The sequence below is a fragment of the Streptomyces toxytricini genome (assembly GCF_014649915.1).
Lineage (GTDB): Bacteria > Actinomycetota > Actinomycetes > Streptomycetales > Streptomycetaceae > Streptomyces > Streptomyces toxytricini.
Genome location: NZ_BMTY01000004.1, coordinates 1 through 24811, shown reverse-complemented (window position 1 = coordinate 24811; position 24811 = coordinate 1). Strand labels below are relative to the sequence as shown.

Sequence of the window (24811 nt, the reverse complement as noted above, 5' to 3'; positions counted from 1 at the left end):
GATGCCGCGGGGCCACGGGCGGATGCCGCGGGGCCACGGGCGGATGCCGCGGGGCCACGGGCGGATGCCGCGGGGCCGGGGGCGGGGTGCCGCCCGCCGGCCCCAAGGCCGTCAGGCCCAGAGCTGGCCCTGGAGGACCTCGACGGCTTCCTCCGTCGTCGCCGCCGTGTAGACGCCGGTCGACAGGTACTTCCAGCCGCCGTCGGCCACGACGAAGACGATGTCGGCGGTTTCGCCGGCGGCGAGCGCCTTGCGGCCGACGCCGATCGCCGCGTGGAGGGCGGCGCCGGTGGAGACGCCCGCGAAGATGCCTTCCTGCTGCAGGAGTTCGCGGGTGCGGGCCACCGCGTCCGCGGAGCCCACCGAGTAGCGGGTGGTGAGCACCGAGGCGTCGTACAGCTCGGGGACGAAGCCCTCGTCGAGGTTGCGGAGGCCGTAGACGAGGTCGTCGTACCGCGGCTCGGCGGCGACGATCTTCACGCCGGGGACGTGCTCGCGCAGGTAGCGGCCGGCGCCCATCAGGGTGCCGGTGGTGCCCAGGCCCGCCACGAAGTGGGTGATCGAGGGGAGGTCCCGCAGGATCTCGGGCCCGGTGCCGGCGTAGTGGGCGCCCGCGTTGTCCGGGTTGCCGTACTGGTAGAGCATCACCCAGTCCGGGTGCTCGGCCGCCAGCTCCTTCGCGACGCGGACCGCGGTGTTGGAGCCGCCCGCCGCGGGCGAGGAGACGATCTCGGCTCCCCACATGGCGAGAAGGTCCCGGCGCTCCTGGCTGGTGTTCTCCGGCATGACGCACACGATCCGGTAGCCCTTGAGCTTCGCCGCCATCGCCAGGGAGATGCCGGTGTTGCCGGAGGTGGGCTCCAGGATGGTGCAGCCGGGGTGGAGCCTGCCGTCCTTCTCGGCCTGCTCGACCATGTGGAGCGCGGGGCGGTCCTTGATCGAGCCGGTCGGGTTCCGGTCCTCCAGCTTGGCCCAGATGCGGACGTCCTCGGAGGGCGACAGCCTGGGCAGCCGGACGAGCGGGGTGTTGCCGACCGCGGCCAGCGGGGAGTCGTAGCGCATCAGGCGGCGCCGCCGGCGACCGCCGGGAGGATCGTCACGCTGTCGCCGTCCTTGAGGGGGGTGGCGATGCCGTCGAGGAAGCGGACGTCCTCGTCGTTGAGGTAGACGTTCACGAAGCGGCGCAGCTTGCCGCCGTCGACGATGCGCTCCTCGATCCCCTTGTGGCGCGTCTCCAGGTCCGCGAAGAGCTCGGACAGGGTGCCGCCCTCGCCGGTGACGGCCTTCTCGCCGTCGGTGTAGGTGCGGAGGATGGTCGGGATGCGGACCTCGATGGCCATGGCAGGCTCCAGTCGGATGGGTGCGGGGAAGAGAAGGGGCGCGCGGCTCGATGGCCCCGGCGCGAAGGGGCTGCGGTGCTCAGGCGGCAGGACAGATACTGCTGGCGAGTCGGCACAGGTCGACGTGCAGCCGTGCCACGAGCAGGGGCCTGCCGGGCTTCTCGGTGCTCACGTCGGGGAAAACCATGCGGTCATGTTAACGATTCCCGGTCGCCCGAATGGAGTGTGATTCCGCATCGTGGACGGAATCCGCTCACATGTCGGTCAGTAGGCCTCGACGACCTGCACTTCCTCCTCCGTGATCACGCCGTCGACGATGCGGTAGGAGCGGAACTGGAACTCGCCGAGGCCGTCGGTGTCGGCGGTGGAGACCAGGACGTAGTGGGCTGCGGGCTCGTTGGCGTAGGTGACGTCGGTGCGCGAGGGGTAGGCCTCGGTCGCGGTGTGCGAGTGGTAGATGATCACGGGCTCTTCGTCCCGGTCGTCGAGCTCGCGGTAGAGCCGCAGCAGGTCCTTGGAGTCGAACTCGTAGAACGTGGGCGAGCGGGCCGCGTTCAGCATGGGGATGAACCGCTCGGGCCGGCCGGTGCCCGCGGGGCCGGCGACGACTCCGCACGCCTCGTCGGGGTGGTCCTTGCGGGCGTGCTCGACGATCCGGTCGTACAGGGCCTGGGTGAGGGTCAGCATGACCGACAGGATAAGCAGACGGGCCCTCCCGTACCGAGGTGTGGTACGGGAGGGCCCGCATGCCGGACAGGGCGTACGCGGGGCAGGCGCCCCGGGGCGGCCCGCGCGGGTCAGGAGCCGGCGCCGGCGGAGGCCTTGGCCGGGTGGGAGGCGCCGCCCCGGCTCCCGCCGCGCCACTTGATGACGAGGTGGGCGAGGCCGAGCGCGAGGCCCCACAGCGGGGCGCAGTACAGGGAGATCCGGGCGTCCTTGTCGGCGCCCATCATGACGATGACCATGCCGATGAAGAGCAGGGCGAACCAGCTCGTCCAGGGGGCGCCGGGGGCGCGGAAGGCGGAGCCGGGGAGTTCGCCGCGGTCGGCGCGGGCGCGGTAGCGGATCTGGCAGACCAGGATCATGATCCAGGCCCACATGCCGGAGATGGTGGCGAAGGAGACGACGTAGTCGAAGGCCTTGCCGGGGGCGACGTAGTTGATCCAGACGCCCACCAGCATCAGCGAGGCGGAGAAGGTGGTGCCGACCAGCGGGGTGCCGTTCTTGGTGAGGCGGGTGAACAGCTTCGGCCCCTGCCCGTTGAGGGCGAGGTCGCGCAGCATGCGGCCGGTGGAGTACATGCCCGAGTTGCAGGAGGACAGGGCGGCGGTGAGCACCACGAAGTTCACGATGGCAGCGCCGACGCCGAGGCCCATGCGCTCGAAGGCGGCGACGAACGGGGAGATGCCGGGCTGGAAGTGCGTCCACGGCACGACCGACAGGATCATGATGAGCGCGCCGACGTAGAAGACGGCGATGCGCCACGGCACGGTGTTGATGGCCTTGGGCAGGGTCTTCGCCGGGTCCTTGGACTCGCCGGCGGTGACGCCGACGAGTTCGACGGCGAGGAAGGCGAACATCACGATCTGGAGGGTCATCAGCGTGCCGCCGATGCCCTTGGGGAAGAAGCCGCCGTCGTTCCACAGGTTGGCGACGGAGGCGGTCTCCGCGGCGTCCGAGAAGCCGATGGTGAGGATGCCGGCGCAGATCAGGATCATGCCGATGATGGCGGTGACCTTGACCATGGAGAACCAGAACTCCAGCTCGCCGAAGAGCTTTACGGAGATCAGGTTGGCGCCGTAGAGGATGACGGTGAAGATGAGCGCGTACGCCCACTGCGGGAAGCTGTCACCCGTCCAGTAGGCCATGTACTGGGCTGCGGCGGTGACTTCGGTGATGCCGGTGACGACCCAGAAGAGCCAGTAGGTCCAGCCGGTGACGAATCCGGCGAACGGGCCGATGAACTCCCGGGCGTAGTCCGAGAAGGAGCCCGCGACGGGCCGGTACATCAGGAGCTCGCCGAGGGCGCGCATGATGAAGAAGATGACCAGGCCCGCGAGGGCGTAGGCCAGGATGAGGCTCGGCCCCGCCTTCGAGATGGCCTTGCCGGCGCCGAGGAAGAGCCCGGTGCCGATGGCCCCGCCGATCGCGATCATCTGGATCTGGCGGGCGCCGAGCGTGCGGTGGTACCCCTCGCCACCCTCGGCCGCGGCGCCCTCCCCGGACGCCTTGTGGTGCTGCTCGACCTGCACAGAGGTCATGGTGTGGTGCGCCTTTCTCCACGCCGACCCGCGCCTGGAACGGCTGCGGATCGGGTCCTCGATCCCCCCGGATACGGATGGAGTTGCACGCCGGCGGTCAGCCGGTTCAAGCGGGCCGCGGGAACATGGGTGGCGCCCCGTCGGCGATCGGCAAGATCTATCACGGGCGCACGAATGATCAAAGGTCGCACATGTGGCGCAGCGCACGCCAAAATCGGGACAAGTGGAGATAAGGCCGTCAGATCATCGGATGGAGTTGATCTGATCGTTATCCGGATTTGAGCATCATCAGAGGGTTTCGACGAGGGTCTCCTGGAGCCCGCCGAGCCACAGGTACGCCATCACCATCGGCTTGCGCGGATCGTCGTCGGGCAGCCGGAACAGGGCCGCGCCCTCGTCGTCCTCCGTGATCTCCAGGCGGGCCGCGATCGTCAGCCGCAGGTCGTTGAGCGCGCCGAGCCAGCGCAGCGGCAGCTCCCCGGTCAGCTCCAGCCGGGACGCCTCCCCGCCGCCGTCCGCCGTGAGCCCGTCCAGGCTGCGGACGACGGCCAGTGCGTCCTCCCGCTTGCGGGAGCGCAGGTCGTTCTCGGTGTACCGGCGGAACTCCGCCGACCAGTCGTCCAACCGTGCCCGGTCGGCGCCCTCCGGGGTGCCCGGGCCGCCGTACGCGTCGGGGAAGAGGCGGGCCAGCGCCGGGTCGGCGGGCCGCTCCGTGGGCCCCTGGCCCGCCTCGGCGAACAGCACGGCGAGCGGATCGGCGTCCGCGGCCGGCTCGGGGGCGCCCGGCCCGATCAGCTCCAGCAGCTGGACGGCCAGGGAGCGCAGGATGGAGACCTCGATCTCGTCCAGCGCGATGGCGGCTCCGCCGCCCTTGAGGGGCTCGAACATGCCCGCGGTCCGCCCCATCAGATCCGGTCCTGGGAAAGGGTCGCCCACAGGCCGTAGCCGTGCATGGCCTGCACGTCGCGCTCCATTTCCTCGCGGGTGCCGCTGGAGACCACGGCCCGCCCCTTGTGGTGGACGTCGAGCATCAGCTTGTGCGCCTTGTCCTTCGAGTAGCCGAAGTACGCCTGGAACACGTACGTCACGTAGCTCATGAGGTTGACGGGGTCGTTGTGCACCAGGGTCACCCATGGGACGTCGGGTTCAGGGACCGCGGATGCCTCTTCGGCGGACTCGGTGCGTTCGATCTCAATGGGAGCAACACTCACCCGTCCCATGCTGCCACTGTGACGGGCCGGTCGCACAAACAGGCCCCCACATTTCGTCACTCTGACGAGATGTGCGCTAGCATCCCTGCCATGAACCCTGCGGACCTGGGCCTGCCGGTGGACGTGCCGTCGACAGCGCTCTTCACGGACCATTACGAGCTCACGATGCTGCAGGCCGCCCTGGCGAACGGCACCGCCGACCGCCGCTCGGTCTTCGAGGTCTTCACCCGGCGCCTGCCCGAAGGGCGCCGCTACGGCGTCGTCGCCGGCACCGGCCGCGTCCTCGACGCGGTCGAGAACTTCCGCTTCGACGGCGCCGTCCTCGAATTCCTGCGCGAACGCGCCGTCGTCGACATGCGCACCCTCGACTGGCTCTCCTCCTACCGCTTCTCCGGCGACATCTGGGGCTACCCCGAGGGCGAGGTCTACTTCCCCGGCTCGCCGATCATGCGCGTCGAGGGCAGCTTCGCCGAGTGCGTGCTGCTGGAGACCGTCATCCTGTCGATCCTCAACCACGACTCGGCGATCGCCGCCGCCGCCTCCCGGATGGCCTCCGCCGCCGGCGGCCGCCCCCTCATCGAGATGGGCGCCCGGCGCACCCACGAACTGGCCGCCGTCGCCGCCTCGCGCGCCGCCTACGTCGGCGGCTTCACCTCCACCTCCGACCTCGCCGCCGGATTCCGCTACGGCATCCCCACCGTCGGCACCTCCGCGCACGCCTTCACCCTGCTCCACGACACCGAGCGCGACGCCTTCACCGCGCAGGTCGCCTCCCTCGGCAGCGGAACCACCCTCCTGGTGGACACGTACGACGTCGCCGAAGCCGTCCGCACCGCCGTCGAGATCGCCGGCACCGGGCTCGGCGCCGTCCGCATCGACTCCGGCGACCTCCTCCTCGTCGCCCACCGGGTGCGGCAGCAGCTCGACGAGCTCGGCGCGGAGCAGACCCGGATCGTCGTCACCTCCGACCTCGACGAGTACGCCATCGCCTCCCTCGCCGCGGCGCCCGTCGACGCGTACGGGGTCGGGACGCAGCTCGTCACCGGCAGCGGGCACCCCACCTGCTCCATGGTCTACAAGCTCGTCGCGCGCGCCGAGTCCGCCGACCCGAAGGCGCCGCTCGTGCCCGTCGCCAAGAAGTCCGCGAGCGGGAAGACCTCCATCGGGGGGCGGAAGTGGGCCGCGCGGCGGCTCGACGCCGACGGGGTCGCCGAGGCGGAGGTCGTCGGGACCGGGGCCGTACCGGCCGGGCTGGCCGGGCAGCAGCTGCTCGTACCGCTCGTGAAGGGCGGGGAGGTCGTCGCGCGGGAGCCGCTCGATGCGGTGCGGGAGCGGCACGTGCGGGCTCGGGGCGGTCTGCCGTTGTCCGCGACGCAGCTTTCGCGGGGCGAGGCGGTCATCCCGACCGAGTACGTCTGACCCCGGGCCGGGGTCTCGGCCGCCCGGCCGGGGCCTCGGCCTCCGGGCCGGGTGGGGGCCGCTGCGCGGGGCTTTCCCCCGCCCCGCCCCTTCCCGAAACCGGGGGGCTCCGCCCCCGGACCCCCCGCGCCTCAAACGCCGGCGGGGCTGGATCTGCAGCGCCGGCGGGACTGGAATCCAAACGCCGGCGGGACTGGATTTGCAGCCTCGGCGGGGCTGGAATGCAAACGCGGCGGTACTGCATTTGTGCCGCGGCATGGGGGAAGAGCCCCCGTGCAGGGGCTCGCCGCAGCACACCACACCAAGCCGAAGGGCATGCGACATGCACCGCGCACTGATCGTCGTCGACGTACAGAACGACTTCTGCGAAGGCGGCAGCCTCGCGGTCGCCGGCGGGGCCGAGGTGGCCGCCGCCATCACCGAGCTGATCGGGCAGTCCACCGCCGGCTACCGGCACGTCGTCGCCACCCGGGACCACCACGTCGACCCGGGCGCGCACTTCGCCGCGCCGCCCGCCGAGCCGGACTACGAGAACTCCTGGCCGGTGCACTGCGTCGCCGGGACCGAGGGGGTCGGGTTCCACCCGAACTTCGCGCCTGCGGTCGCCTCCGGAGCCGTCGCCGCCGTGTTCAGCAAAGGCGCCTACGAGGCCGCCTACAGCGGCTTCGAGGGCGCCGACGAGAACGGCACCCCGCTCGCCGACTGGCTGCGCGAGCGCGAGGTCGGCGAGGTCGACGTCGTCGGCATCGCCACCGACCACTGCGTCCGCGCCACCGCCCTGGACGCCGCCCGCGCCGGGCTGCGCACCCGCGTCCTGCTCGACCTGACGGCGGGCGTGGCCCCGCACACCACGGAGCGGGCCCTGGAGGAGCTCGCGGGGGCCGGGGTGGAGCTCAGCGGGACGCCCGTCGTGCGGGGCGCCTGAGGGCCCCCCGCCCGGCGTCCGTCAGGCGCCGCGCAGCAGGGCGCGTATCGGGCGCCACAGATCGCCGCGGTCCGGGAGGGCCCGCCACAGGAGTCCGTCCGGGTGGTGCAGGACCGCGGTGACCTCGTCCGGGGTCGGCGGCTCCGTGTTGCCGCGCAGGTAGACGGCGCGCAGGCCGAGGTTGCGCAGCCTGGTCAGGGCGCGGGCGCGGTTCGCGGCGTGGACCAGGACCCGGACGGGTCCGGCCTCCCCGTCCCCGGCGGGTCGCGGCAGGGTCAGCGCCACGACGACGCTCCCGTTCGGGAGCCTGGTGAAACCTCCTGCGGGCATGCGCTGCGTCTCCCCCGTCAGCTGGGCGTCAAGAGCGGTGGTCGTTTCCGCATCAAACCGCGATCGGCCGCCGCCCGCTAGTGGGCGACGGCCGATCATGGCGTGACCTGCTGTTTTACCGGATCACTACTTGGCGGGGCCGACCTCGACCGTCATCTGGAGGCCGTCGTAGGTCTCCTTCTTGATCTTGATCTTGGTGTTGGTGTCGGACACCTTCACCGAGCCGGTCGGGTTCTCGTCGTAGTAGTACTTGCCCTTGTGGTCGTCGAAGACCATGTTCGCGGGCTTCGGCTTCAGGAAGAGCGACTCGCCGTTCTTGTGCAGCGTGAACGCGTCCGTGGAGTACGCGCTGAAGGTCGCGTCGTACGGCTGGATCTTGTTGCGCAGCAGCGTGCCGTCCGACCACTTCATCGGCTTGGCGTTGGCGTCGATCGGCAGGATCAGGCCCTGGCCGGGGTGCTGGCTGGTGTTGTTGTCCTTCTGGGAGGTGTCCCAGAGCCAGATCAGCAGGCCGTCCTGGTACGGGTAGTGCTCGACCCAGTTCGGGCGGGTGCTCGCCCAGCCGAAGTTGTACGGGCCCACCTTGAGGGTGGAGTCGTACGAGACGTAGCGGCGGTTCTCCGCGATGTAGTACTGCGCGTAGTCCTTGGTGAAGCCCGCGCCGATCCGGGAGAAGCCCTTGCCGGTCCAGCCGTTGTCGCCGTTCTCGGCGCCGTCGGTGAACAGCGCGGAGCCGTCGGCGGTCAGGGTGACGGCGTCGGCGGTGAAGCCCTTGCCGCCCGCGCCGCCGTCCGTCTGGTAGCGGAAGCGGAGGTCGAACTTCTTGCCCGCGTAGGCGTCGAGCGGGAAGTTCAGGTCCTGCCAGCCGCCGGAGACGTCGGTCAGGGCCGGGGCGCCCGCGGCGTCGACCGGGAGGGCCTTGCCGCCCGCGGTACCCGCGAGGGCGGTCCAGGTGGCGCCGCCGTCGGTGGACACCTCGGTGTAGAGGTAGTCGTAGTCCTTCTCGATGTCCCACCAGCCCTTGAGGGACAGGGCGGCGGACTTCTTGCCGGTCAGGTCGACCGAGCGGGTCAGGGTGTTCTTGAGGTCGTCACCCATGCCGCTCCACCACTGCGAGGAACCCTCGGCGGGGGCGGTGATGTCGGTCTTGACCTGCTTCTTCGGCAGCTCGACGACCAGCGCCTGCTTGTCCTTGGTGTTGTACGCCGACACACCGAGCTTGTGGGTGGACTTCGTCGCGGCCTTGGCCGTGTCGTAGTTCAGCCAGCCCAGCTGGAGCTTGTCCCAGGCGGTCATGTCGCCCGGCATGTCGCCTATGGAGTCCTTGCCCTCGCCGAGCCAGGAGCCGGCGGACATCAGGGACCAGAAGCCGACGCCGTTCTCGCCGCCGCCGGAGGTGTCGTACAGGTCCGGCAGGCCGAGGTCGTGGCCGTACTCGTGGGCGAAGACGCCGAGGCCGCCGTTCTCCGGCTGCATCGTGTAGTCGCCGACCCAGATGCCGGTGTTGCCGATCTGGGTGCCGCCGGCCTTGTTGTTCTCCGGGCCGGTCTTGCCCGCGTTGGTGCCGTAGGCGTACCAGCGGTGCGCCCACAGGGCGTTGGCGCCTTCCTTGCCGCCGCCGGCCGACTCGTCCTCGCCCGCGTGGACGATCTGGAAGTGGTCGATGTAGCCGTCGGACTCGTTGAAGTTGCCGTCGCCGTCGAAGTCGTAGCGGTCCCACTGGTCGTACTGGGACAGCTGCGCCTTGATCTGCTCGTCGGTCTTGCCGGCCTTCTTCTGCGCCTCGGTCCAGGCGGTGACGCCGTCGCGGACGGTGTCCCACACGTTGGAGCAGTTGCTCTGGCCGCAGTAGTTCGAGCCGTAGCGGGCCTCGTTGTACGGGACCTTGACCCAGTCGGAGACCTCGCCCTCGACCGAGTAGCGGCCCGAGGAGGCCCGCTCGTAGTAGGTCTTCAGGGAGTGCTTGCCCTGGCCCGTACCGAAGTACAGCTCCTGGAAGTACTCGCGGCTGAAGTCCTTGCGCCAGGCGGTGCTGTTGTTGTCGGCGCGGTTCGGCTGGGCGATCGTGTTGTGCAGCGGGCCGGGCGTGCCGCCGTACTTGGCGACGGGCGGCTTCGGGCCGTCCGGGCCGTCCGGGTCGAAGGTGGTCTCGTTGTCGACCTGGTCGCCGAACTCGACGAGGATCGTGAAGATCTTGTCGGTCTTCTCACGGCCGAGCTCGACGTACTTCTTGTCGTCGAGCTTGACGACCTTGGAGGCGCCCCGCTGCTCCACGCCCTTCTTGCCCGCCAGCACCTGGTCAAGGGCAGCCTCACGCGCCTGCGTCTGCTGCTTGCTGTACGGGCCTTCGAGGTCGTGCTTGACCTTCTCCTTGGCGGGAGCGGTCGGGTCCTGGCGGTCCACGGCGGGCGCGGCCGACGGGGCCTCGTGGGCCTGGACGGTGGTGAAGGCGGCGCCGGTGGCCGCGGTGGCGGCCATGGTCACGCCGATGGCCGCCGCGCGCAGGGCACGCCGACGGCTGGAGTTGCTGGTCACTTGATGTCGTTCCCCTCCCGCGGCCGCGACACAGGTCGGAACGTCTCCGAAGGAGCGGGGGGTTCCGCGCGGCGCGCGTCTCAAGTGACGACATTTGACCGGAGAGTCTAAAGAAAAGACAGACCTTGACTTCTTCCTTACAACTGCACTATGCGGTGGGCGAGTTCCGCTATCCGGACGTTCTCCGGCCTTACGGGACGAAGGGCGCGTCCTGACCGGCAGGTGAGACGGGGGCGTGAGCCCGTGCGCCCCCCGCGCACCGGCGACCGTGGGTCAGGTCACGCTTACGGCCCGTTCCGTACGGGCATCCCTCGGCGTAGAGTCGCCTGCGCGCGACCCAGCCCAGCCGCCTCCCCCTCCCGCCCCGAGGACGGATACCCATGCCGCCGCGCCCGACCGCCGCCCAGCTCGTGTACGGGTCCGCCGCCGTCGTCGTCTCGACGCTCGTCCTGCTGCTCCTGACGCAGGCGCGCTCCGTGGCCGGCGTCGGGTTCGTCGCCACCGCCGCCCTCGGCCTCGGCGTGCTCGTCGCGGTCACCGCCGCCGACCCGCGCCGCAGGGGGCGTACGCGCGAGGCGGCGGCCGCCCGGGTGTCCGAACCCCGGGCGGCCGCCGCCGAACAACCGCTTCACAGCACTAGGGCGCGGTGACGACCACCGTCTTCGCCACCTTGTCGTGGAGGCCCTGGCGGTACGGCTTGTCCACCAGGATCGACACGATGATGGCGAGCGGCCACAGGCAGAAGCAGCAGACGAGCGTGGGCAGCCAGAGCACCGCGGCCCGCCCGAGCGCGGGACCGGACTGCGGGACGCTCCCGTCGTTGAGCATCGCCACCCGCAGGCCCATCGCCTTCTTGCCGGGGGTCTTGCCGTCCTTCCTGGTGAAGAACCAGTCGTAGCCGATGTAGGCGATGATCGAGATGAGCGTCATGGCGAGGCCGGTGCCGCTGTAGGACTTGGTGATGACCTCGGTGACGTCCTCGCCGCGGTCCGTCTCGACCACGTACCGGTTCGTGCCGAAAGCCAGCTGGATCAGGAACAGCGGGATCATCACGATGACCAGGTCGATGATGCGGGCGGCGAGACGCCTGCCGAAGTCGGCGAGCGGCGGCATCCCGGCCAGCGGGTCGGGCATGCCGTAGCCGCCGCCGGAGCCGTAGGGGTCGCTGCCGTACGGGGGCGGCGGGGGCGGGTATCCGCCCGGACCGCCGGGGCCGCCAGGAGGCGGGCCCCCGGGAGGGGTGCCGCCCGCGCCGCCGGGCGGGGGCCCGCCGGGGGGCGTGCCGCCGGTGGGCGGGGTGTCGTACGGCGAGCCGCCCGGCGGCGGCGTCGGGTCGTGGGGCCTCTTGAGGAAGGGGTCGTCCTCGGGCGGCTGGCCCTGCGGCGGCTGGTCGGAGCTCATGCCCCGAGTCGAACCCGGGCGCGCGGGGGCCGCAACGCGGGGGCGTCCGTTGGGGGGAGGGCCCGGGAGCGGGACCCGGGAGTGCCCGACGGGGCGTCAGCGGGCGGCGTACGTGCCCGCGGCCCGGTCGTGGGCGCCGCGGCGGCGGGGGCGGTCGCCGAGGCACCAGAGCCAGCCCACGGGCCCGAGGAAGGCGCCGACGAGCCAGCGGGAGAGCGCCGCGCCGAAGCCGGGCGGGCGGAACGTCGCCGAGGACAGCACCCGTACGCCGCACAGCTTCTTGCCCGGGGTGCGGCCCCAGCGGGCCGTGGGCAGCACCTCGTAGCAGAGCCCGAACACGGCGAGGACGGCCAGGACGACGCCCAGGTACCCGGCGATGGTGGCGTCGAACAGCCACACGGTGGTGGCCTGTCCGGCGCCGCGCGCGGCGTCCACCTTGGCCTGGAGGTGGGCCGTCACCGCCGGGAGGAGCGGTCGGGCGGCGGCCCCGGCGACGGCCGCGAGCACGAGGGTGTCCAGGGTGCGGGCGGCGGCGCGGCGGACGAGCCCGGCGGGGCGGACGGCCCGCTCCGCCATCTCCTCGAACACGGCCCGCCCGGTGGGCCGGACGCCCGCGGCGGCGGCGGAGGGGGACGGGGCGGCGGACGGGGAGTCGTCCGCGGCGGGCCGGTCCTCCCGGCGGGTCCGGTGCTCCGCAGCGGGCCTACGGGTGGTGGAGGGCGCGGGCGCGGCGGCCGGGCGGGGCGCGTCGTCGAGGGGGCGGCGGGCGCGCGGCGGGGCGACCGGCGCGGCCTCCGGGAGGGCGGCTCCCGGCTCGCGGCGGGGGGTTTCGGCGGCCGGCGGGCCCTCCCGGCGCGGGGCGGGCGGGACCGGGGCGGCGTCGGGCGCGGGGTCGGCGTCGGGGTCCGGGGCGGAGCGGACGGTCGCCTCGGGCCAGGAGGAGGTGAGCCCGGACCCGGCGGTGCCGCCGGGGACGCTGGGCCAGGCGGGGGCGGCGGCCGCGGCGGGTGAGCGCACCGACAGGATCCCGATGCCCTCGGGGGCGCGTGCGGCCGGGGCGGGAGCGGGGGCCGGGGCGGGCCTGCGCTCGGCGCCCGCCGCGGCGGCGGCCGGCTTACGGGCGAAGGAGACGCCCGGCCCGCGCTCCGCCGACCCGGCCGGGCCTCTGTCGTCCGGCGGTTCCGGGTGCGGGCCGCGGCCGAGGGAGGCCCCGGCCGGGCCGGCGGGGGCGTGGCCCGCCTCGGGCTCCGGGCCGGCCGCCGGGCTGCCCCAGGAGACCCGGTGGTCGTGCGGGCCGCCGAAGCCCGCCTGGTGCTGGGGGTCGGCCTGCCAGGCCGGGGCCCCGGAGTCCCCTGAGCCGCCCGGATCCGTCTCCCGCTCCCCCGCGGCGTCGCGCGCCGGTTCCGGCTCCGGCTCCGGTTCGGGTCGGGGCCGCCGCGGGCCCACCGGGTCTCCCGGACCGGCGGGGCGGGCCGTGCCGGGCACCCACGAGCGGCCGTTCCAGTACCGGACGTAGCCGGGGATGGACGGATCGGGGTAGTAGCCCTCGCGGGCCGCGTGCTCGCCGTCACCAGGGGAGGCCGTCATGTCCCCAACTCCGATCGTGGCTTGAGGCTTGTGCAAGGGGAGGACCATAGCCAAGAACCTCCTCCCGGCCGGTCCGGTAACGGGAGAATCCAAGCCTTCGGGCGAACACCGCCCCGCCCGTCGGTTTTCGGCCAGGCGAAAGACTTCGGCCATTCCGGGATCGGGTGCCCGAAGTCGCGTCACATACGGCTGCCAAGGCGCTCTCTGCGGGTGCGGGGCCACACGCCGGCCCCCGGATCCGACCGAAGCGAGGCCTCCGTGCACCACCCCGTCATCGAGCGCGAGCTGGAACTGAAACTGGTCCTGTCACCCGAGCGCAGCATCCCGGTGCCGGCCCGGCTGCGCTACCTCACCGACGACCCGTACGCCGTCCACATCACCTTCCACACCGGCTCCAGCGCGCCGGTGAACTGGACGTTCGCCCGTGAGCTGCTCGTCGAGGGCGTCTTCCGCCCCAGCGGGCACGGGGACGTCCGGATCTGGCCCGTGAAGGCGGCGGACCGGGCGGTCCTGTGCATGGCGCTCAGCTCCCCCGACGGGGACGCCCTCCTGGAGGCCCCGTCGGGCGCCGTGTCGTCGTGGCTGGAGCGGACCCTGCGGGTGGTCCCGCCGGGCACGGAGGCCGAGCGGCTCGGCCTGGACGCCGCCCTCGCCGAACTGCTCGCCCCCACCCCGGCCGACGAGCTGTGGATGTGCGACCCGTGGCCGTCCGACGAGGCGGGGGACGCCGACCTGTGAGCCGCATCCGAACCGGCCGGCGCCCCGCCCGCCACCTGTACCTCATACGCACCGGGGGCGCGGGACTCCGCCCGGAGGCGCCGTCAGAAGAGCTTTCCGGGGTTGAGCAGGCCGAGCGGATCGAAGGCCTGCTTGACCGCCTGCTGCACTTCGACGCCGACCGGCCCGAGTTCCCGCGCGAGCCATTCCTTCTTCAGGACGCCCACCCCGTGCTCCCCCGTGATCGTGCCGCCCAGGGACAGCCCGAGCGCCATGATCTCGTCGAAGGACGCCCTGGCGCGGCGTGCCTCGTCCTCGTCCGCGGGGTCGAAGCAGACCACGGGGTGGGTGTTGCCGTCGCCTGCGTGGGCGCAGACCCCGACGACCAGGCCGTGGGCGCGGGCGATGGCGGCGGTCCCGTCCAGCATGTCGGCGAGCCGCGAGCGGGGGACGCACACGTCGTCGATCATCGTCGCGGGGCGGAGGGCGTCGAGGGCGGGCAGGGCCGTCCGGCGCGCCTGGAGCAGCAGCCCGGACTCCGCCTCGTCCTCGGCGGGTACGACGGCGGTCGCGCCGGCGGCGGTGCAGAGCCGGCCGGTCTCGGCGAGCTCCTCGGGGGCGTGCGGGGTGTCGAAGGCGGCAAGGAGGAGCGCCTCGGTGGTCTCGGGGAGCCCCATCCGGGTGAGGGCGTTGACGGCGCGCACGGTGGTGCCGTCCATCAGCTCCAGCAGGGACGGGGTCAGCCCGGCCTCCATGACGGCGCAGACCGCGGCGCAGGCGGCCGCCGCGGAGGGGAACTCGGCGGCGAGGACGAGCTGCCGGGGCGGTGCGGGACGCAGGGCGAGGACGGCCCGGACGACGATGCCGAGGCTGCCCTCGGAGCCGACGAAGAGGCGGGTGAGGTCGTATCCGGCGACGCCCTTGGCGGTGGTGCGGCCGGTCCGCAGCAGCCGGCCGTCGGCGAGGACGACGTCGAGGCCGAGGACGTACTCGGCGGTGGTCCCGTACTTGACGCAGCACAGGCCGCCGGAGCCGGTGCCGATGTTGCCCCCGATGGTGCACTGCTCCCAGCTGGAGGGGTCGGGCGGGTAGGCGAGTCCCTTTTCGGCGACGGCCCGGGAGAGCACGGCGTTGACGACGCCGGGTTCGACGACGGCGGTGCGGTCGACGGTGTTGATCTCCAGGATGCGGTCCATCTTCACGAGGGAGAGCAGGATGCAGCCGTCGGTGGCGTTGGCCCCGCCGGAGAGCCCGGTGCGGGCACCCTGGGGGACGACGGGGACGCGTAGGGCGGTGGCGGTGCGCATGACGTGCTGCACCTGCTCCGCGGTGCGGGGCAGGACCAGGGCGGCCGGGGTGCCGGCCGGGCAGAAGGCGGCCATGTCGGTGGCGTAGGAGGAGGTCACGTCGGGGTCGGTGACGAGGGCCTCGGCGGGGAGTCCTGCGAGGAGCGCCGCGTGCAGCCGGGCGGTGCGCTCGTCGGGGTCCTTGGGATCCATGCGCCCAGCGTGGCATCCGGGGCCATCGGTGTGAACACGGCCGCGCGCGGCTCCGGGCACCCCGGCATGCTCTTCATATTGACGCACAGTGAGCGCATGGACCGTATCGACAACGAAGCGCGGCAGGTCGCGCCCTACGCGGCCTTCACCGGCCGCAAGACGCTCGTGGCGGCTGCGGTCGCGGTGGTCCTCATCGCCGGGGCGCTGCTGGTCCGGCCGGCCGGCCAGGGCGACGACCCGCGGCCGCCGGGGCCGACGCAGCGGGCCGCGTCGGCGGTCGGCAGGGGCGCGCCCGCGGCGGCGGTCGACCTGTCGGCTCTGATCGCCGACCGGGAGCGGTGGCTCGGGTCGCATCCGCGGGACGACGGGGCGTGGTCGGTGCTCGGGGCGGCGTACCTGGAGCAGGCGCGGCGCAGCGCGGACCCGGCGTGGTTCCCGAAGGCGGAGAAGGCGCTGAAGCGGTCGCTGGAGCTGCGGCCCGCGGAGAAGGGCAACCACGACGCGATGACGGGCATGGGCGCGCTCGCCAACGCCCGGGGGGACTTCGGGACGGGGAAGCGGTGGGGCGAGCTGGTGCGGGCGCAGGCCCCGCAGCGGTGGACGGCGTACCCGGTGCTGGTGGACGCGTACACGGGACTGGGCGACTACAAGGCCGCGGAGAAGGCGATGGAGCGGCTGGTGGAGCTGCGGCCGGGTCTGGCGGCGTTCATGCGGGCCTCGCAGGTCTACCGGGACCGGGGCTGGCGCGAGGACGCGGCGCTGTCGATGGAGCACGCGGCGGGGGCGGCGAGGACCCCGGCGGAGAAGGCGTACGTGATGTACCGGCTCGGGGAGCTGGCGTGGGAGCGGGGCGAGGCGGCGGCTGCGCTGCGCCAGTTCGAGGCGGCGCTGCGGGCGGATCCGGGGCGGGCGGACGCGCTGGGCGGCCGGGCCAGGGCGCTGGCGGGGCTGGGCCGCAGCGGGGAGGCGGTGCGGGACTACCGGATGGCGCTGGGGCGGGGCTCGGCACCGCGACTGGCGCTGGAGCTGGGCGAGCTGCTGGAGTCGCTGGGGCGGGACGACGAGGCGAAGGAGGCGTACGCGGTGCTGCAGGCGGCGGCGTCCCGCGGGTCGGGCCGGGCGGCGGAGGACCAGGTGGTGCTGGGGCTGTTCGAGGCGGACCACGGGGATCCGGCGGACGCGGTGCGGCGGCTGACGGCGGAGTGGTCGCGGCACAAGAGCATGCAGGTGGCGGATGCGCTGGGGTGGGCGCTGCACCGGGCGGGCGACGACGAGGGGGCGCTGGAGTACGCGAAGAAGGCGACGGAGCCGGGTCTGCGCAGCGCGGACTTCGCCTACCACCGCGGGATCGTCGAGCAGGCCCTGGGAGACGGCGCCTCGGCGCGGCGGCACCTGGAGGAGGCGCTGCGGACGAACCCGGTGTTCTCACCGGTGCGGGCGCCGCTCGCGAAGCAGGCGCTGGCGGCGGTCGGGGAGCCGCCTCCGGGCGGTCCGGAGAACCTGCGGCCGCCGACGCCGTGGGTGGCGCCGGAGCTGCCGGAGCCGGTGCGGAAGCCGACGCCGAAGCCCGGGGCGGCGAAGCCGGAGGCGAAGCCGAAGCCGAAGCCGTCGGCATCGGCGTCCCCGTCGGCGTCGGCCGCCGCGAAGCCCTAGCCGGCCGTGCGCGGCGACGCGCTCCCGCCGGGGCCCGGCCCGGGCGGGAGCGCGTCGGTGTGCGGGGTGCCGCGTGCGGTCAGAGGTTGCCGCGCTTGGCCTGCTCGCGCTCGATCGCCTCGAAGAGGGCCTTGAAGTTGCCCTTGCCGAAGCCCATGGAGCCGTGCCGCTCGATGATCTCGAAGAAGACGGTCGGGCGGTCCTGGACCGGCTTGGTGAAGATCTGCAGCAGGTAGCCGTCCTCGTCGCGGTCGGCGAGGATCTTCAGCTCGCGCAGGGTCTCGATCGGGACGCGGGTGTCGCCGACCCACTCGCCGAGGGTGTCGTAGTACGAGTCCGGGGTGTCGAGGAACTGCACGCCGGCGGCGCGCATCGAGCGGACCGTGGCCACGATGTCGTTCGAGGCGAGGGCGATGTGCTGGACGCCCGGGCCGTTGTAGAACTCCAGGTACTCGTCGATCTGCGACTTCTTCTTCGCGATCGCCGGCTCGTTGATCGGGAACTTCACCTTGAGGGTGCCGTCCGCGACGACCTTCGACATCAGGGCCGAGTACTCGGTCGCGATGTCGTCGCCCACGAACTCCTTCATGTTCGTGAAGCCCATGACCTTGTTGTAGAAGCCGACCCACTCGTTCATGCGGCCGAGCTCGACGTTGCCGACGCAGTGGTCGATCGCCTGGAAGGTGCGCTTGGCCGGCGGCTCGACCATCGGGTCGACGGCGACGTAGCCGGGCAGGTAGGGGCCGGTGTAGGCCTTGCGCTCGACCAGGGTGTGGCGGGTCTGGCCGTAGGTGGCGATGGCGGCGAGGACGACCGTGCCGTGCTCGTCGGACACCTCGTACGGCTCGTCCAGGCCGCGGGCGCCCTGCTCGACGGCGTAGGCGTAGGCGGCGCGGACGTCGGGGACCTCGATCGCCAGGTCGATGACGCCGTCGCCGTGCTCGGCGACGTGCTCGGCGATGAAGCGGCCGTGGTCGGTGCTCGCCTTGATGACCGAGGTCAGCACGAAGCGGGCGGAACCGTTGGTGAGGACGTAGCTCGCCGTCTCGCGGACGCCGTTCTCCGGTCCGGAGTAGGCCACGAGCTTCATGCCGAACGCGGTGGAGTAGTAGTGCGCGGCCTGCTTGGCGTTGCCGACGGCGAAGACGACCGCGTCCATGCCCTTCACCGGGAAGGGGTCCGCCTCTCGCGCGGTGTGCGGGGTGGTTTCCAGGTTCACCAAAGACTCAGTCATGAGCGCAGAGTCCCGCCGATCCACAAGCTGCGCAATAGTTTCCTGATGTGCTGTACACATTGCCCAGCCGTGGCGCAGCATGGTTGAAACATCTGTGCAGGATGACCACTCCCGCGCAGTACCGAGCAGACAGGGGTGCGTCATGGGCATCGACGGACTCGACGGCCGCCTCATCGTGCTGCTGGCCCGCGAGCCGCGGATAGGCGTGCTGGAGGCCTCGCGCCGGCTGGGCGTGGCGCGGGGCACGGTGCAGGCGCGGCTGGACCGGCTGCAGTCGAACGGGGTGATCCGCGGCTTCGGCCCGCAGGTCGACCCGGCGGCGCTGGGCTACCCGGTGACGGCGTTCGCCACGCTGGAGATCAAGCAGGGGCAGGGGGCCGACGTACGGGCGCACCTGGGCGGGGTGCCGGAGGTGCTGGAGCTGCACACGACGACCGGGCACGGCGACATGCTGTGCCGGCTGGTGGCCCGCTCGAACGCCGACCTCCAGCGGGTGATCGACAAGGTCGTGGGCTTCGAGGGGATCGTGCGGGCGTCGACGGCGATCGTGATGGAGAACCCGGTGCCGCTCCGGGTGATTCCGCTGGTGGAGCAGGCGGCGCAGGAGGGCTGAGGCAGGAACCCGGGATTCCAAAGAAAGCGTTGCAAAGAAAGCCTTGCAAGGCTTTCTTTGCACTCCTAGCCTGAAGGCATGTCAGAGAAGCCGAAGGCCCCGGAACCCCAGACCCACATGCTCGACGCCCGCTCCCTGCGCGGCCTCGCCCACCCCCTGCGCATGCGCCTGCTGGCCGCCCTGCGCCACGACGGGCCCGCGACCGCCTCCCGCCTCGCCGAGCGGCTCGGCGAGTCCAGCGGCGCCACCAGCTACCACCTGCGCCAGCTCGCCGCCCACGGGTTCGTCGAGGACGCCCCCGGCCACGGCAAGGGGCGCGAGCGCTGGTGGCGGGCGGTGCACGACGGCACGGCCTTCAACGAACAGCTCCTGTACGACGAGGACCCCGCCACCCGCGGCGCCGCCGACCTCTTCCTGCACGAGATCGCGACGATCCACACGCAGGAGGTCGGCACCTTCCTTGGCAGCGCCCACGGCCTGTCCCCCCAGTGGCGCCGCAGCTCCGACCTCAGCGACTTCACCCTCCGGCTCACCCCCGACCAGGCGGCGGAGCTCGTGGCCCGGATGCACGAGCTGGTCGAGTCCTACCGCGACGTGCCGCAGTCCGAGGACAGCGAGACCGTGCGCATCCACACGCACGCCCTCCCGCGCCGCTCGGCCGCCGAGTGAGCGGCCGCATCGGCAGCGGCGTGAACAGCGGCGTGAGCAGGCGTCCCCTCGCGGCCGTGCTGGCCGCCAACACCGTATCCACCGCCGGGAGTTCGCTGACCCTGATCGGCGTCCCGTGGTTCGTGCTGCAGACCACCGGCAGCGCCGGCCGGGCGGGTGTCGTCGCCTTCTGCGCCACCCTGCCCGTCGTCGTCGCCGCCCTCGTCGGCGGTCCCGTCATCGACCGGATCGGCCGCCGCCGCGTCTCCGCCGCCTCCGACCTCGTCTGCGCGCTCGCCGTCGCCGCGATCCCGCTGCTGCACCGCGCGCACCTGCTGGAGTTCTGGATGCTGTGCGCACTGATGGCCGTCACCGGCCTCGTGCACACCCCGGGGCTGACCGCCCGCGGCGTCCTCCTGCCCAACCTCGCCGAGCACGCCGGGACCACCGTCATCCGCGCCGCGAGCCTCTACGACGCCGCCTCGCGCGGCGCCCGCATGGTGGGGGCCGCCGCGGCCGGCGTCCTCATCGCGGTGCTCGGCGCGGAGGCCGTCCTGCTGGTGGACGCCGCCACCTACGCCGTCTCCGCCCTGCTCGTCGCCGCGCTCGTCCGCGGTGTCCCCGCGGCGGACCCCCAACCCGGCACCGGCAAGGCGTCGTTCGCCCGCTACCGGGCCGAACTCGCCGAGGGCTGGGCCTTCCTGACCCGGTCCCGGCTGCTGCTCGGCATCACCGTGATGGTCATGGCGACCAACGGCCTCGACCAGGGCTGGGCCTCGGTCCTGCTGCCCGTCGACGGCCGCGACGACCTCGGCGGCGCCACCGCCGTCGGCCTGCTCATGTCACTCTTCGGCGGCTCCGCGCTCCTCGGCGCCCTGCTCTACGGGGCCTGGGGCGAGCGGTTCCCCCGCCGCACCGTCTTCGCCGCCGGGTTCCTGCTCTCCGGCGCGCCCCGCTACGCCGTTGCCGCCCTCACCGACACCGCGCTGCCGCTCGCCGTGACGATGGCGCTCGCCGGACTCGGCGCCGGCATGCTCAACCCGGTGCTGACGACCGTGATGTACGAGAAGGTCCCCGAGGAGCTGCGCAGCCGGGTCGCCGGCGTCGGCACCGCCGGCTGCGAACTGGCGATGCCGATGGGCGGCCTGGCCGCGGGCCTGCTGGCCGACGCGTACGGCGCGCCGACCGCCCTGCTCGCGTTCGGCGGGGTCTACCTGCTGGCCACGCTCTCCCCGCTCGTCTTCCCGTCCTGGCGGTCGATGGAGCGCACCCCGCCGCCACCGGACGGGGAGGGCGGGCCCGCCGGCACCGTCAGCAGGACGCGGGCTCCTCGCCCCGGTTCAGCGAGCGCAGCGCCTCCACCGCGCCCTTCAGGGAGCTGACGGGAACGAGCCGCAGCCCCTCGGGCGCCTCGGCCTTCGCGTCCGCGCACTCCGCCTCCGGTACGAGGAACACGCTCGCGCCGTCCCGCCGGGCGGCCTGTGTCTTGAGGGCCACCCCGCCGACCGGGCCGACCCGGCCGTCCGCGCTGATCGTGCCCGTCCCGGCGACGGTCCGGCCGCCCGTCAGCTCGCCGCCGCTGCCGTCGCCGTCGAGCTTGTCGACGATGCCGAGGGAGAAGAGCAGGCCCGCGGACGGGCCGCCGACGTCCGCGAGGTTGAGCTCGACCTTGACGTCCTTCGGGTCGCGGCGCAGGTAGCCGAGGGCGGCCGAGGTCGCGTCCGCCTGCGAGGCGGTCATCTGCTTCAGGTTGTGCGCCTCGATCTCCTCGTCGCTTCCGCCGGAGGGGTAGACGGCCTCCTTCGGCAGCACCGACCGGCTGCCGTCGAACCAGTCGTCCAGGAGCTGCGGCAGGCGGACCACGGCCGACGGCCCCGTCGCCTGGATCGTGGTCATGCGCAGCTCGCCCTTGGTCGGCCGGGTCGGGGCGCCGCTGACGGTGATCACGGGCTTGCCGTCGCGGTCGCCGAGCACGTCGGCCGTGAGCCCGGGCTGGGCGATCACGAACGGCAGCGGCGCCAGGGCCGCCACGGCGAAGAGGCCGATCACGGGCACGGCGCAGATGGCCAGGGCGGCGGGACGCGAGAGGCGCGAGAGGACGGAGAGCACCCGGCCAATCTATCGGGCCCGCCGGTGGCGCCCGCGCCGGCCGGGCGGGGAGGGCTCCCGGCGCCTTCCCGCGGCCGTCAGCGCAGGGCGTCGGCGACCTCGCGGGCCGCGTCCACGACGCGCGGGCCCACCCGCTCGGGCACGGCGTCCGAGAGCATGACGACGCCGACGCTGCCCTCCAGTCCGGTGACGCCCACCAGCGGGGCGGCGGCGCCGCTCGCGCCCGCCTCCAGCTCGCCGTGCGTCAGCGTGTACCCGGGCTCGATCAGGGTGCCCTGGCGGGCGGCGAGGATGGCCCGGCCGGCGGCCCCCCGGTCCAGCGGGTGCCGGAAGCCGGCCCGGTAGGCCACGTGGTAGTCGGTCCAGGTGGGCTCCACGACGGCGACGGCCAGCGCCTCCGTCCCGTCGACGAGCGTCAGGTGCGCGGTGGCGCCTATGTCCTCGGCGAGGGACCGCAGCGCCGGCAGCGCGGCCTCCCGTACGAGCGGGTGGACCTGCCGGCCCAGCCGCAGCACGCCGAGCCCGACGCGGGCCCGGCCGCCGAGGTCGCGGCGGACCAGGGCGTGCTGTTCGAGCGTCGCCAACAGGCGGTAGACCACGGTGCGGTTGACACCGAGGCGGTTGGAGAGCTCGGTGACGGTCAGACCGTGGTCGGTGTCCGCGAGCAGCTTGAGGACTCGGAGCCCCCGGTCGAGAGTCTGTGAGGTTTCCGCGGTCACGACGCCCCTCCCTCGTTGGTGAGCGGCGGTGACTCTCTTCGGTTGAGCGGCGCCGGTCCCACGGCGACGCACGGAGAGGCCGCCGGTAGCGGCCATGGCACCGGCTGCGCTCCCGCGGCGGCGCTGCCACGGGGCGTTTCGATGCGGGGACAGTAGCGAGCGGGTCCGCTCAGCGGAAGTCCTCGTCCAGAATCCGGGCGCGAACGGGTCTTTTGTGTCGGTTCACGACCGCTTCCGGTACGGGAATGCGCCCCACGCGCCCCGGAACCCCCGTCGCATCCCACGAGTTGGGCGGCGACCGGCCGCCTGTCGAAACGGCGGCGGGGCGGACCGGCACAGCCCCGTACGAAGCTCTGCACCGGCCCGCCCCACGCTGCGGGAGGACGGCCTCATTGCCGAAGGATCACCGCAATTGCGGGCGGGTCGCCCCATCCAGGGCGGGATCACCCCATCCAGGGAGGGATCACCGCATCCGGGTGGCCCACTCCTGGACCTTCTTGATCCGCTCCTTCAGCTGCCCGGCCGTCGCCTCCGCGCTCGGCGGGCCGCCGCACACGCGGCGCAGCTCGGTGTGGATCACCCCGTGCGGCTTGCCGCTCTGGTGGACGTACGCACCGACCATCGTGTTCAGCGACCGGCGCAGCTCCAGCAGCTCCTTGTGCGAGACGACGGGCCGCCGCTCGGCCGGCAGCTCCAGCAGGTCCGCCTCCGCGTCCGGGCGGCGCCGGCTGTGCGCGATCTGCCGCGACTGCCGCTTCTGCAGCAGCAACTGCACCTGCTCCGGCTCCAGCAGGCCCGGGATGCCGAGGTAGTCCTGCTCCTCCTCGCTGCCCGGGTGGGCCTGCATGCCGAACTCGGCGCCGTCGTACAGGACCCGGTCGAAGACGGCGTCGGACTCCAGCGCCTCGAAGGACATCTGCTCGTCGTCGCCGGTGTCCTCGTCCTCCTGCCGGTTGGCCTCGGCCATCTCCTTCTCGGACTCGGCGTACGGGTCGGCGTCCTCGCCCGCCTTCTTCGGCCGGTCGAGGACGTGGTCGCGCTCGACCTCCATCTCGTTGGCGAAGCCGAGCAGGTAGGGGATCGTCGGAAGGAACACGGAGGCGGTCTCGCCGCGCCTGCGCGAACGCACGAAGCGGCCGACGGCCTGCGCGAAGAACAGCGGCGTCGAGATCGTCGTCGCGTACACGCCCACCGCGAGGCGGGGGACGTCGACACCCTCGGACACCATCCGGACGGCGACCATCCACCGGTCGTCGTTTCCGCTGAAGGTGTCGATGTGCTTCGAGGCGCCGGTGTCGTCGGACAGCACGAGCGTCGCCTTCGTTCCGGTGATCTCCCGGATCAGCTTGGCGTACGCGCGGGCCGAGTCCTGGTCGGAGGCGATGACGAGGCCGCCCGCGTCGGGGATGCTCTTGCGGACCTCCGACAGGCGGCGGTCCGCGGCCCGCAGCACGTTCGGCATCCAGTCGCCGCGCGGGTCGAGCGCGGTCCGCCAGGCCTGGCTGATCGCGTCCTTCGTCATCGGCTCGCCGAGGCGTGCCTCCAGCTCGTCGCCGGCCTTGGTGCGCCAGCGCATGTTGCCGCTGTACGAGAGGAAGATCACCGGCCGGACGACGCCGTCGCCCAGCGCGTTGCCGTAGCCGTACGTGTAGTCGGCGGCGGAGCGGCGGATGCCGTCGTTGCCCTCCTCGTACGTGACGAACGGGATCGGGTTGGTGTCCGAGCGGAACGGCGTCCCGGTCAGGGCCAGGCGGCGCGTCGCCGGGTCGAAGGCCTCCAGGCAGGCCTCGCCCCACGACTTCGAGTCGCCGGCGTGGTGGATCTCGTCGAGGATCACGAGGGTCTTGCGCTGCTCGCAGCGGTTGCGGTGCAGCATCGGCCGGACGCCGACACCCGCGTAGGTGACGGCGACGCCGTGGTACTCGCGGCTCAGCGGGCCCGCCGAATACTCGGGGTCCAGCCGGATGCCTATGCGGGCGGCGGCCTCCGCCCACTGCTTCTTCAGGTGCTCGGTCGGTGCGACCACCGTCACCTGCTGCACCACGTGGTGGTGCAGCAGCCAGGAGGCGAGGGTGAGCGCGAAGGTGGTCTTGCCGGCGCCGGGGGTGGCGACGGCGAGGAAGTCACGCGGCTGGGTCTGGATGTACTTGTCCAGCGCGCCCTGCTGCCAGGCACGCAGCTTGCTGGCGGTACCCCACGGCGCACGGCCGGGGAAGGCGGGTGAGAGGTGGTGGGAGGCGGTAGTAGTCACGGTCTCCGGTTCGGGCTCTCGGCGGCGGTCGTTCGAAGGACAACCGGGCCACCCTACCGGGGCCGACGGACCCCCGCCGGTGGGACGGGGCCGTGACCTCGGGGGGTGCGGCGAGCGTCACATCGGGGGGGTGGGTGCGTCGGGGCGGGCGGCGGGCGGCGGAGCGGGGGGCGGGCGGCGGGCGGCGGAGTGGGGCGCGAGCCGGGGGGCGGGCGGCGGAGTGGGAGGTCGAGCCGGGCGGCGGGCGGCGGGCGGCGGGCGGGAGGTCGAGCCGGGGGGGGCGGGGGTGAGATGCGGGGCCGCGGCGTCGGGGGCGGCGGAGTGGTACAGGGAACGGGAAGGCGCGGGCGGACGGGCGT

At 73.0% G+C, this 24811-nt stretch carries 24 protein-coding genes; 8 read left to right on the top strand and 16 right to left on the bottom strand.

What is annotated here, in order from left to right; genetic code table 11:
* Positions 1-111: 111 nt before the first annotated feature.
* The 7 genes from IE170_RS06040 to clpS form a co-directional block, all read right to left on the bottom strand.
* A complete protein-coding gene (locus IE170_RS06040) occupies positions 112-1062 on the bottom strand; it encodes a PLP-dependent cysteine synthase family protein (protein ID WP_189808258.1) in 951 nt (316 codons plus the stop codon).
* Positions 1062-1340: a MoaD/ThiS family protein gene (locus tag IE170_RS06035; RefSeq protein ID WP_114057707.1), complete on the bottom strand. Its 279-nt coding sequence runs from the start codon at positions 1338-1340 to the stop codon at positions 1062-1064. The genes IE170_RS06040 and IE170_RS06035 overlap by 1 nt, the downstream gene beginning before the upstream one ends.
* Positions 1341-1419: 79 nt before the next feature.
* Positions 1420-1527 (bottom strand): putative leader peptide, encoded by a 108-nt coding sequence (locus IE170_RS33440; RefSeq protein ID WP_312845931.1) that lies wholly within the window; start codon positions 1525-1527, stop codon positions 1420-1422.
* Between the two features lie 77 nt (positions 1528-1604).
* Complete coding sequence (locus IE170_RS06030; RefSeq protein WP_189808257.1) at positions 1605-2027, bottom strand: M67 family metallopeptidase; 423 nt, start codon at positions 2025-2027, stop codon at positions 1605-1607.
* Positions 2028-2137: 110 nt separating this feature from the next.
* Positions 2138-3601: an amino acid permease gene (locus tag IE170_RS06025; RefSeq protein WP_189808256.1), complete on the bottom strand. Its 1464-nt coding sequence runs from the start codon at positions 3599-3601 to the stop codon at positions 2138-2140.
* Between the two features lie 288 nt (positions 3602-3889).
* Positions 3890-4507 carry a DUF2017 domain-containing protein gene (locus tag IE170_RS06020; RefSeq protein ID WP_189808255.1) on the bottom strand — a complete coding sequence of 206 codons (618 nt, stop codon included), beginning with the start codon at positions 4505-4507 and terminating at the stop codon, positions 3890-3892.
* Positions 4507-4821 carry an ATP-dependent Clp protease adapter ClpS gene (gene clpS / locus IE170_RS06015; RefSeq protein ID WP_125543954.1) on the bottom strand — a complete coding sequence of 105 codons (315 nt, stop codon included), beginning with the start codon at positions 4819-4821 and terminating at the stop codon, positions 4507-4509. The genes IE170_RS06020 and clpS overlap by 1 nt, the downstream gene beginning before the upstream one ends.
* Positions 4822-4902: 81 nt before the next feature.
* Between clpS and IE170_RS06010 the strand changes: the two genes are divergently transcribed.
* Positions 4903-6231: a nicotinate phosphoribosyltransferase gene (locus IE170_RS06010; RefSeq protein WP_189808254.1), complete on the top strand. Its 1329-nt coding sequence runs from the start codon at positions 4903-4905 to the stop codon at positions 6229-6231.
* A gap of 322 nt (positions 6232-6553) precedes the next feature.
* Positions 6554-7156, top strand: coding sequence for an isochorismatase family protein (locus IE170_RS06005; RefSeq protein ID WP_189808253.1), 603 nt, complete (start codon positions 6554-6556; stop codon positions 7154-7156).
* 21 nt (positions 7157-7177) lie between these two features.
* Here the strand turns inward: IE170_RS06005 and IE170_RS06000 are convergent, their stop codons facing one another.
* Positions 7178-7486: a hypothetical protein gene (locus IE170_RS06000; protein ID WP_189808252.1), complete on the bottom strand. Its 309-nt coding sequence runs from the start codon at positions 7484-7486 to the stop codon at positions 7178-7180.
* Between the two features lie 126 nt (positions 7487-7612).
* Positions 7613-9964 carry an immune inhibitor A domain-containing protein gene (locus IE170_RS05995; protein WP_125543960.1) on the bottom strand — a complete coding sequence of 784 codons (2352 nt, stop codon included), beginning with the start codon at positions 9962-9964 and terminating at the stop codon, positions 7613-7615.
* Between the two features lie 437 nt (positions 9965-10401).
* Between IE170_RS05995 and IE170_RS05990 the strand changes: the two genes are divergently transcribed.
* Positions 10402-10671 carry a hypothetical protein gene (locus tag IE170_RS05990; RefSeq protein WP_189808251.1) on the top strand — a complete coding sequence of 90 codons (270 nt, stop codon included), beginning with the start codon at positions 10402-10404 and terminating at the stop codon, positions 10669-10671.
* On the opposite strand, the gene IE170_RS05985 is transcribed toward IE170_RS05990, so the two are convergent.
* Both IE170_RS05985 and IE170_RS33140 read right to left on the bottom strand, forming a co-directional pair.
* The gene (locus IE170_RS05985; RefSeq protein WP_189808250.1) at positions 10658-11422 is read right to left on the bottom strand and encodes an RDD family protein; all 765 of its coding nucleotides are present in this window, start codon (positions 11420-11422) and stop codon (positions 10658-10660) included. The genes IE170_RS05990 and IE170_RS05985 overlap by 14 nt on opposite strands.
* A gap of 96 nt (positions 11423-11518) precedes the next feature.
* Entirely contained in the window at positions 11519-13009 is a 1491-nt protein-coding gene (locus tag IE170_RS33140; protein ID WP_189808249.1) for an RDD family protein, read from the bottom strand.
* Between the two features lie 258 nt (positions 13010-13267).
* On the opposite strand from IE170_RS33140, the gene IE170_RS05975 reads away from it, so the two are divergent.
* Complete coding sequence (locus IE170_RS05975) at positions 13268-13747, top strand: SsgA family sporulation/cell division regulator (RefSeq protein WP_189808248.1); 480 nt, start codon at positions 13268-13270, stop codon at positions 13745-13747.
* 83 nt (positions 13748-13830) lie between these two features.
* Here IE170_RS05975 and IE170_RS05970 read toward each other — a convergent pair whose 3' ends face one another.
* On the bottom strand, positions 13831-15225 hold the full coding sequence (locus IE170_RS05970) for an FAD-binding oxidoreductase (protein WP_189808247.1): 1395 nt from the start codon (positions 15223-15225) through the stop codon (positions 13831-13833).
* A 96-nt stretch (positions 15226-15321) separates the two neighbouring features.
* Here IE170_RS05970 and IE170_RS05965 point away from each other — a divergent pair, with 96 nt between their 5' ends.
* Entirely contained in the window at positions 15322-16878 is a 1557-nt protein-coding gene (locus tag IE170_RS05965) for a tetratricopeptide repeat protein (protein WP_223857125.1), read from the top strand.
* Between the two features lie 79 nt (positions 16879-16957).
* Here the strand turns inward: IE170_RS05965 and hppD are convergent, their stop codons facing one another.
* The gene (hppD, locus tag IE170_RS05960; protein WP_125546917.1) at positions 16958-18112 is read right to left on the bottom strand and encodes a 4-hydroxyphenylpyruvate dioxygenase; all 1155 of its coding nucleotides are present in this window, start codon (positions 18110-18112) and stop codon (positions 16958-16960) included.
* 142 nt (positions 18113-18254) lie between these two features.
* Between hppD and IE170_RS05955 the strand changes: the two genes are divergently transcribed.
* The 3 genes from IE170_RS05955 (at position 18255) to IE170_RS05945 (ending at position 20755) form a co-directional block, all read left to right on the top strand.
* The gene (locus IE170_RS05955; RefSeq protein ID WP_189808246.1) at positions 18255-18725 is read left to right on the top strand and encodes an Lrp/AsnC family transcriptional regulator; all 471 of its coding nucleotides are present in this window, start codon (positions 18255-18257) and stop codon (positions 18723-18725) included.
* Between the two features lie 78 nt (positions 18726-18803).
* Entirely contained in the window at positions 18804-19394 is a 591-nt protein-coding gene (locus IE170_RS05950) for an ArsR/SmtB family transcription factor (RefSeq protein WP_189808245.1), read from the top strand.
* 32 nt (positions 19395-19426) lie between these two features.
* Positions 19427-20755, top strand: coding sequence for an MFS transporter (locus IE170_RS05945; RefSeq protein WP_189808244.1), 1329 nt, complete (start codon positions 19427-19429; stop codon positions 20753-20755).
* On the opposite strand, the gene IE170_RS05940 is transcribed toward IE170_RS05945, so the two are convergent.
* The 3 genes from IE170_RS05940 to IE170_RS05930 form a co-directional block, all read right to left on the bottom strand.
* A complete protein-coding gene (locus tag IE170_RS05940; protein WP_189808243.1) occupies positions 20685-21482 on the bottom strand; it encodes a YlbL family protein in 798 nt (265 codons plus the stop codon). The two genes, IE170_RS05945 and IE170_RS05940, sit on opposite strands and share 71 nt — an antisense overlap.
* Before the next feature lie 77 nt (positions 21483-21559).
* A complete protein-coding gene (locus IE170_RS05935) occupies positions 21560-22201 on the bottom strand; it encodes an IclR family transcriptional regulator (RefSeq protein ID WP_189808242.1) in 642 nt (213 codons plus the stop codon).
* 463 nt (positions 22202-22664) lie between these two features.
* A complete protein-coding gene (locus tag IE170_RS05930) occupies positions 22665-24452 on the bottom strand; it encodes a DEAD/DEAH box helicase (protein ID WP_189808241.1) in 1788 nt (595 codons plus the stop codon).
* Positions 24453-24811: the final 359 nt, after the last annotated feature.

Coding starts and splice junctions, on each gene's coding strand:
- IE170_RS06040 (WP_189808258.1), bottom strand. CDS start 1,062: ATGCGCTACGACTCCCCGCTGGCCGCGGTCGGCAACACCCCGCTCGTC.
- IE170_RS06035 (WP_114057707.1), bottom strand. CDS start 1,340: ATGGCCATCGAGGTCCGCATCCCGACCATCCTCCGCACCTACACCGAC.
- IE170_RS33440 (WP_312845931.1), bottom strand. CDS start 1,527: ATGGTTTTCCCCGACGTGAGCACCGAGAAGCCCGGCAGGCCCCTGCTC.
- IE170_RS06030 (WP_189808257.1), bottom strand. CDS start 2,027: ATGCTGACCCTCACCCAGGCCCTGTACGACCGGATCGTCGAGCACGCC.
- IE170_RS06025 (WP_189808256.1), bottom strand. CDS start 3,601: ATGACCTCTGTGCAGGTCGAGCAGCACCACAAGGCGTCCGGGGAGGGC.
- IE170_RS06020 (WP_189808255.1), bottom strand. CDS start 4,507: ATGGGGCGGACCGCGGGCATGTTCGAGCCCCTCAAGGGCGGCGGAGCC.
- clpS (WP_125543954.1), bottom strand. CDS start 4,821: ATGGGACGGGTGAGTGTTGCTCCCATTGAGATCGAACGCACCGAGTCC.
- IE170_RS06010 (WP_189808254.1), top strand. CDS start 4,903: ATGAACCCTGCGGACCTGGGCCTGCCGGTGGACGTGCCGTCGACAGCG.
- IE170_RS06005 (WP_189808253.1), top strand. CDS start 6,554: ATGCACCGCGCACTGATCGTCGTCGACGTACAGAACGACTTCTGCGAA.
- IE170_RS06000 (WP_189808252.1), bottom strand. CDS start 7,486: ATGCCCGCAGGAGGTTTCACCAGGCTCCCGAACGGGAGCGTCGTCGTG.
- IE170_RS05995 (WP_125543960.1), bottom strand. CDS start 9,964: ATGGCCGCCACCGCGGCCACCGGCGCCGCCTTCACCACCGTCCAGGCC.
- IE170_RS05990 (WP_189808251.1), top strand. CDS start 10,402: ATGCCGCCGCGCCCGACCGCCGCCCAGCTCGTGTACGGGTCCGCCGCC.
- IE170_RS05985 (WP_189808250.1), bottom strand. CDS start 11,422: ATGAGCTCCGACCAGCCGCCGCAGGGCCAGCCGCCCGAGGACGACCCC.
- IE170_RS33140 (WP_189808249.1), bottom strand. CDS start 13,009: ATGACGGCCTCCCCTGGTGACGGCGAGCACGCGGCCCGCGAGGGCTAC.
- IE170_RS05970 (WP_189808247.1), bottom strand. CDS start 15,225: ATGGATCCCAAGGACCCCGACGAGCGCACCGCCCGGCTGCACGCGGCG.
- IE170_RS05965 (WP_223857125.1), top strand. CDS start 15,322: ATGGACCGTATCGACAACGAAGCGCGGCAGGTCGCGCCCTACGCGGCC.
- hppD (WP_125546917.1), bottom strand. CDS start 18,112: ATGACTGAGTCTTTGGTGAACCTGGAAACCACCCCGCACACCGCGCGA.
- IE170_RS05955 (WP_189808246.1), top strand. CDS start 18,255: ATGGGCATCGACGGACTCGACGGCCGCCTCATCGTGCTGCTGGCCCGC.
- IE170_RS05950 (WP_189808245.1), top strand. CDS start 18,804: ATGTCAGAGAAGCCGAAGGCCCCGGAACCCCAGACCCACATGCTCGAC.